Origin of the sequence: Oceanicella actignis (assembly GCF_900111545.1) — a bacterium.
Taxonomy (GTDB): domain Bacteria; phylum Pseudomonadota; class Alphaproteobacteria; order Rhodobacterales; family Rhodobacteraceae; genus Oceanicella; species Oceanicella actignis.
In genome coordinates, this window is record NZ_FOHL01000020.1 from 1 (window position 1) to 6,107 (window position 6,107).

At 63.6% G+C, this 6,107-nt stretch carries 5 protein-coding genes and 1 pseudogene; 4 read left to right on the forward strand and 2 right to left on the reverse strand.

All coding sequences use genetic code 11. The annotated features are described in order from the left end of the window. Nucleotides 1–50: 50 nt before the first annotated feature. Nucleotides 51–155: pseudogene (locus BMW67_RS15285) on the reverse strand (IS481 family transposase); the annotation flags it as partial. A 325-nt stretch (nt 156–480) separates the two neighbouring features. Here BMW67_RS15285 and phnC point away from each other — a divergent pair. The 4 genes from phnC to phnE (BMW67_RS15100) all read left to right on the forward strand — a co-directional run bounded on the left by phnC (nt 481) and on the right by phnE (BMW67_RS15100) (nt 4,526). Beyond that, nucleotides 481–1,296 (forward strand): phosphonate ABC transporter ATP-binding protein, encoded by an 816-nt coding sequence (gene phnC / locus BMW67_RS15085; protein WP_072748547.1) that lies wholly within the window; start codon nt 481–483, stop codon nt 1,294–1,296. Nucleotides 1,297–1,353: 57 nt separating this feature from the next. Next, entirely contained in the window at nt 1,354–2,268 is a 915-nt protein-coding gene (gene phnD, locus BMW67_RS15090) for a phosphonate ABC transporter substrate-binding protein (protein WP_072748546.1), read from the forward strand. Nucleotides 2,269–2,337: 69 nt separating this feature from the next. Continuing rightward, a complete protein-coding gene (gene phnE, locus BMW67_RS15095) occupies nt 2,338–3,210 on the forward strand; it encodes a phosphonate ABC transporter, permease protein PhnE (protein WP_072748545.1) in 873 nt (290 codons plus the stop codon). After that, nucleotides 3,207–4,526, forward strand: coding sequence for a phosphonate ABC transporter, permease protein PhnE (phnE, locus tag BMW67_RS15100; protein WP_072748544.1), 1,320 nt, complete (start codon nt 3,207–3,209; stop codon nt 4,524–4,526). Before phnE (BMW67_RS15095) ends, phnE (BMW67_RS15100) begins: the two co-directional genes overlap by 4 nt. Before the next feature lie 485 nt (nt 4,527–5,011). On the opposite strand, the gene BMW67_RS15105 is transcribed toward phnE (BMW67_RS15100), so the two are convergent. After that, entirely contained in the window at nt 5,012–6,028 is a 1,017-nt protein-coding gene (locus tag BMW67_RS15105) for an IS110 family RNA-guided transposase (protein WP_091764281.1), read from the reverse strand. Between the last annotated feature and the right edge of the window lie 79 nt (nt 6,029–6,107).

Genomic DNA, 6,107 nt, shown 5'->3' on the forward strand with positions numbered 1-6,107 from the left:
TCGTTCGCCGGGCAATCGATTCACTGGATCGATTGCTTTTCCGGCTCACCATTGCCAAGCTCCTTGGCCAGCTCCAGCACGCTCAGCCGCTGCTCGGCCACCTTCGTCGCCGCATCCCGCGACCCACGCTTCTTCGCTGTCGATGATTGTCCCATGGAACGGTCCTCCTTTCCCTGTATCGCACGGAAAGAAGCTTAAGTGAACACCTTGAAACCCTCGCCCGGCAACCGACAACCCGACCGTCAGGCTGCCCGCCGTGGCATCCTGATCAAGCCCTGACCTCTCCGAAGGGCAGCGCTCCTACGCCACCTCGTGGGACACTTTCTTGGAGCCTCCGGCAAACCCGGCGCGCTTGAGTCCGCCACCGCCCGGTATGGCAGCGCCGGTCTGCTATTCCTATGGTGTCGAAAAACTGAGTCATTCTAGTCAAATGGCAGTTGCAAAGTCAGGATATCAAGCCCTCCAATCTTGGGGGGGCACATGCTTAAGATAGCGGCACTGAGCAAAAGGTTTGGCGACAAGACCGCTGTGGACCGGGTCGATATCGCAGTCGACAATCCGCAGATGATCGGGATCATCGGTCGATCTGGGGCGGGAAAGTCCACCCTCTTGCGGATGGTGAACCGCCTGACCGAGCCCACCGAAGGATCGATCACCTTCGAGGGTGAGGAGATCACCGCTCTCCGGGGAGCGGCCAAGCGGGCCTGGCAGGCGCGCTGCGCCATGATCTTTCAGCAGTTCAACCTTGTTCCGCGCATGGATGTCGTCTCGAACGTTCTGCACGGCACGCTTAACCGGCGCTCTACGCTGGCCACGATGTTCAACCTCTACCCAAAAGAGGACATCCACCGCGCCATCGAGATCCTCGAGCGCCTTGGAATCGCCGAGCAGGCGCCGAAGCGGGCCGAAGCGCTCTCCGGCGGGCAGCAGCAGCGCGTGGCCATCGCCCGGGCGCTGATGCAGAGGCCGAGACTCATCCTCGCCGACGAACCCATCGCCTCGCTCGACCCGATGAATGCGCAGATCGTCATGGATTCGCTGCGCCGGATCCACGAAGAGGATGATCTGCTGGTGATCTGCAACCTGCATACGCTCGACACCGCCCGGCGCTACTGCGACCGGGTCATCGGCATGCGGGATGGCCGGGTGGTCTTCGATGGCATCCCCGAGGCCCTGACCACGGCCGTGGCGCGCGAGATCTATGGCGCGGGGGAGGACTTTTCGGAAGCCGCCACATCGACCGCAATCGAGACCCTCGACAAACCGGAAATCCGCGCCGCGGAAGCCTGCGTCTGATCCCGCAATCCCGCGCCCCCCGCGCGGGCGCCTTTCATCAATCCTACGGAGAGACCGATGAAAAAGACCCTTGCCCTGGCGCTTGCCGCCGCCACCGCCCTTGTCTCGGGCGCTCTTGCCGAGGACATCACCGAGTTCCGCATCGGGATCCTCGGCGGCGAGAACGCCCAGGACCGGCTGAACTCCTACCAGTGCCTCGCCGACTATACCGAAGAAGCCCTTGGCGTGCCGGCCAAGCTCTTCGCCCCGGCCGATTACAACGGCGTGATTCAGGGCCTTCTGGGCGGCACCATCGACCTGGCCTGGCTCGGGCCGTCGGCCTATGCCGCGGCCTACATCCAGGATCCCGATGCGGTCGAACCGATCCTGATCAAGGTGAATTCCGATGGCTCGATCGGCTATTATTCGATCGGCTTCGCCCGCAAGGACAGCGGCATAACGAACATCCATCCCGACATGAAAGGCAAGGTGTTCGGGTTCGGCGATCCCAATTCCACCTCGGGCTATCTCATCCCATCCATCGAGATCCCGCAGATCTCTGACGAGATCACGATGGAGCCCGGCGACTATTTCGGCGACGTGGTATTTACCGGCGGGCATGAGCAGACCATCGTTGCGGTTTACAACGGCGACATCGACGCCGGCGTGACCTGGTCCGACGGTCAGGGCAACTGGGAAGACGGCTACAACTCGGGCGCGCTGCGCAAGGCCGTGGACGCGGGCCTCGTGGACATGAACGAACTGGTCGAGATCTGGCGCTCGAAGCTCATCCCCGAAAGCCCCTTCGTCATCCGCAAGGCGCTGCCGGAAGACGTGAAGGCCAAGATGACCGAGCTTCTCGACGGTCTATACGAGCGCGACCCCGATTGCGCCTACGGTGTCGCCTCTGGCGAAACACTGGGCTTTCAGCCGGTGACGCACGAATTCTACGAAAGCATCATCGCGGCCCGCCGCTCCAAGATGGGCGGCTGACCGACGATCGCCATCGGCCCCGTGGCCCCGGGCGGGTCGCGGGGCACTTCTGTTCCGAGGACAGGCTTCATGGACACCGCGACCGGGCGCACCGCCGGCAACATCGAGCGCATCCAGGCGCACTACATGGCCGAGGTCGGACGCAAACGCCTCTATGGCGGTCTGACCCTTGTGCTATTCGCGCTTCTCATGATCGCGGGCTTCATGGTCGTTGACGAACGCAGCGCCGGTGGTTTCTGGGACGGGCTGCACCGGCTGGACGATTACCTTGGCGAGGTCGTGGCCGAGGCCTGGCAGCGGCGCGCCGAACTGCCCGCCCTGATCGCCAGGTTCTTCCCGGCGCTGCTCGAGACGATCAACATCGCGGCTGTGGCGACACTGTTGGGAGTCCTTGGTGGGCTGGTCCTGTCATTTCTGAGCGCACGCGGACTGGCGCGTTGGCCACGGCTGATCCCGGTGTTCCGTCGCCTGGCGGACATCCTGCGAGCGGTCCCCGAGATCGTGATCGCGCTGGTGCTGATCTATGTCATGGGCGGGGGACCGGCGCCGGCGGTGATCGCCATCGCTGTTCACACCATGGGCGCGCTGGCCAAGTTGTTCTCCGAGGTGGCCGAGAACGCCGATCTCAAGCCGGTGGAAGGGCTGAGCTCGACCGGGGCGACCTGGACGCAGAAGATGATGCTGGGCGTGCTGCCGCAGGTGGCGCCGAACCATATCAGTTACGGGCTGTTGCGCTTCGAGATCAACATCCGCGCGTCGGCCATACTCGGCTTCGTGGGCGCGGGTGGCATCGGCTACGAGCTGCGCAACGCCATGTCCTGGGGGCCGGGCCGCTTTGCGGAGGCGGCGGCAATCTTCATCCTGCTGTTCGCGACGATCGTATTCTTCGATCAGCTCTCAAGCCGGCTGCGCAACAGGTTTGCAGAGGGGAAAGGCCGATGACCGAGGCGACGCTTGACCTGTCGAAAGCGCAGGCCGACCGGCTGTTTCTGCGCAAACGGCTCCTGTCGTTCGGCGTTCCAGCGGCCATTCTGGCCTATCTGACCTACATCTTCTTTGCCTTCGACCTGTCGGGCCTGGCGCAGCGGGCGAACTGGGACAATGCGGTGACGTTGGCCTCGGACAGCTGGTCATACAAGGTTCATGTGACCCGCGACAACCGTTCGGGTGCAATCACCTATGCCATCGAGGGCGAACGCAAGGGCGCCTATCCCGAAGGCACGCGCCCCGACTGGGTCAGGGGGACGAAGGAGACGGGTCTTGTGGTTGATCTCGGCTCGGGGCGGCAGGTGCGCTTCCTGCCCGGCAACCGCACCAAGATCATCCTGCCCGACTTCCCGACCATCGAGGTTGCGGCCGAGGGCCGCAGCGTGAAGAGCAACCTGCCCGACGACCTGCCCGAATGGATATCGGCCTCCAACCGGCGCATCGCCGTCACCCTGCCTGGGGCGCGCGTCACCCTGACCGGGGCGCGAACGGAGGTGTTTCGTTATTTCCCCGGCTGGGAGCTGTTCTGGTTCACGCTCGACAGCCCCTATCACGGGCACTCGCTGGGCGAGATCCTGTTCGGAGATCGGATCGACCCGGAACGGAGCAACCTCGCCGGCGCGCTTTCGGATTGGTGGAACAACCCCATGTGGCGGCACAAGGATGTCGCGTGGGCGATCGGAGAGACAATTCTGATGGCCTTTCTCGGCACCTTCGGCGCGGCCATCCTGGCCTTGCCGCTGGCCTTCTTGGCGGCGCGGCGCTTCTCGCCGTTGATGGTGGTGCGCACGGGGATGCGGCGGCTTTTCGACTTCCTGCGCGGAGTGGATGCGCTGATCTGGACCGTGGTGCTGTCGCGCGCCTTCGGCCCAGGGCCGCTGACCGGATCGCTGGCGATCCTGATGACCGACACGGGCACCTTCGGCAAGATCTTCTCCGAAGCGCTGGAGAACGTGGACGAAACGCAGATCGAGGGCGTTTCCTCGACCGGCGCGAAGCCTGTCCAACGCCACCGCTTCGGGGTGATCCCGCAGGTCATGCCGGTGCTTCTGGCTCAGGTGCTCTATTGGCTTGAGTCGAACACCCGCTCGGCCACGATCATCGGGGCGATTACGGGCGGCGGTATCGGGCTGTTGCTGACCCAGGCCATCCAGACCCAGAAGGACTGGGAAGAGGTCGCTTATTACATCGTTCTGATAATTCTGGTGGTGATGTTGATGGACTGGCTATCGGGCTGGCTTCGCGGCCGACTGATAGGCCGGCGCGACTGATGGCGCCAGCGTCGGGCGCCGTGCCGATGAGAGATATAGCTGAAAGTTGGTGATGGCCCCTGAGGGGCGGCATATCTTGGCGGTGTTCACGCGCCGTCACTTCTCTGGAGAGAAAGGGATATGCCACATGACGAAGCCTACCATCCCGCCGTTGAACTGATGCGGTGGATGCCCCCACCAACGGCATCTTGTATGCCATGACGTGTGTGGATGCCCCCTGTTTGGCAAGCGTTTCTTGAGGTCTCGGCACGGTCTTCGATCGGACGTGTGTCAGGCCTCTGAGCGTGGCCTTCCATGACGCCACGGGCCGGTATGCTGTTCGGAAGGCTGGGGTCACATCGGTTCAGAGAGCTGCAAGCGCTCGAGCCCCGGGTCTGATTGTCCCTGCCTTGAACTTCGAAGTCCGTGTCGCCCACTCCTCGTCGATCGCTCACCCCGGCCTTTCGGCCATGCCGTGCCTTTTTCCCCGCCTTCGGGGGCTCAGGTCACGCCATCCGATAATCTTCCTGCCTTGTCGTCACGGCCCAGATCATGCGCGCCATCTTGTTCGCCAGCGCAACGGCGGCGACCATCTTCGGTTTTCGCGCCACAGGCGCGGCCAGCCAGCGGTTCTCGCTGCCACCTTTGCGGACTACCCAGCGGATCACGCTCATGGCGCCAACGATCAGAAGGCGGCGTATGTCGGTCTGGCCCATTTTGCTGACCGATCCCAACTTGGCCTTGCCGCCGGTGGAGCGTTGTCGTGGCACGAGCCCGAGCCAGGCCGCGAAGTTGCGCCCGCTGTCGAAAGTGTCGAGACCGGGTGCAAACGCCGCCACAGCGCCGGCGGTGACGGGGCCTATCCCCGGGATTGTAGAAAGTCGGCGCAGGCAGGCGTCCGTCTTCGTTGCCGCCTCCAACTCGCCCGCCAGCCGTTCGATCACTTCGGTGAGCCGCGCGATCTGCTCGACATAGACCGCCCCCATTTCACGGACAGGGTCTGGCAGATCGCTGGCCTCGTCCGCCAGGGCGTTTTCGAGGAGCTTCAGACTCGCTGGCCCCTTCGGCGCTACAACACCGAACTCGGCAAGATGACCGCGGAGTGCGTTGATTAGCTGCGTTCGTTGCCGAACCAGGCATTGGCGCGTGCGGAACGCGACCGCGCGGCCCTGGGTCTCGGCGCTCTTGACCGCAACGAAGCGCATGCTTGGGCGCAATGCCGCTTCCGCGATCGCCTCTGCATCGGCCCGGTCGTTCTTCTGACGCTTGACGAACGGTTTTACATAGGCGGCCGGGACAAGCCGCACCTCGTGGCCATGTCGTTGAGCCACCCGGCCCCAGTGATGGGAAGTTGCGCAAGCCTCCATGGCCACGATGCAGGTTGGCTGTTCGGCCAAAAGTGCGGCCAACCGTGTCCGCGATAGCGCCCGATCGTATAGAACCGCCCCATCCGGCCCGACCGCACAGACCTGAAAACTGCCCTTCGCCAAGTCGATCGCCAGCATGCTGATCTTCGTCGTCATCGATGTGCCCTCCAAAATTGGTTCCGATAGAACCGTCATGGCATACAAGATGCCGTTGGTGGGGGCATCCACCGCATCA

Coding starts and splice junctions, on each gene's coding strand:
- BMW67_RS15105 (WP_091764281.1), bottom strand. CDS start 6,028: ATGACGACGAAGATCAGCATGCTGGCGATCGACTTGGCGAAGGGCAGT.
- phnE (WP_072748544.1), top strand. CDS start 3,207: ATGACCGAGGCGACGCTTGACCTGTCGAAAGCGCAGGCCGACCGGCTG.
- phnD (WP_072748546.1), top strand. CDS start 1,354: ATGAAAAAGACCCTTGCCCTGGCGCTTGCCGCCGCCACCGCCCTTGTC.
- phnE (WP_072748545.1), top strand. CDS start 2,338: ATGGACACCGCGACCGGGCGCACCGCCGGCAACATCGAGCGCATCCAG.
- phnC (WP_072748547.1), top strand. CDS start 481: ATGCTTAAGATAGCGGCACTGAGCAAAAGGTTTGGCGACAAGACCGCT.